This is a genomic window from Monashia sp. HAY1-2A, from assembly GCF_056755315.1.
In genome coordinates, this window is the sequence record NZ_JBNDHY010000341.1 from 1 (window position 1) to 330 (window position 330).

The window sequence follows — 330 nt, forward strand, 5'->3', positions numbered from 1 at the left end:
CACGGGCCTCCAGTTGATAGATGCGCTGACTTCGCAATGACGATCCTCTGGGACTTCGACTCGAACGCTGTCGACACGTACCGGTTCGCCATCGGAGCCGACGCGCTCCTGCTCACGTCGGGACCTCGCGTGAGTCGGGCCCTGGAGGAGGACCGCAACCACGCGCTCGTCATCATTGGCCCGGACATCGACCTCGACCTCGCCTGCGAGCTGGCCGAGCGCGAGCGCATAGACCGACCCGAGCTCGGCGTCATCCTGCTCCGTCACCGCCTCGACGTGACGGCCCTCGCGCAGGCCCTGCGCAGCGGCGTCCGGGAGGTCGTCCAGGCC

General features: G+C 68.5%; 1 pseudogene. It reads left to right on the forward strand.

What is annotated here, in order from left to right:
* Positions 1–36: 36 nt before the first annotated feature.
* Positions 37–330 (forward strand): annotated as a pseudogene (locus ACPYOM_RS22210) (AAA family ATPase); the annotation flags it as partial.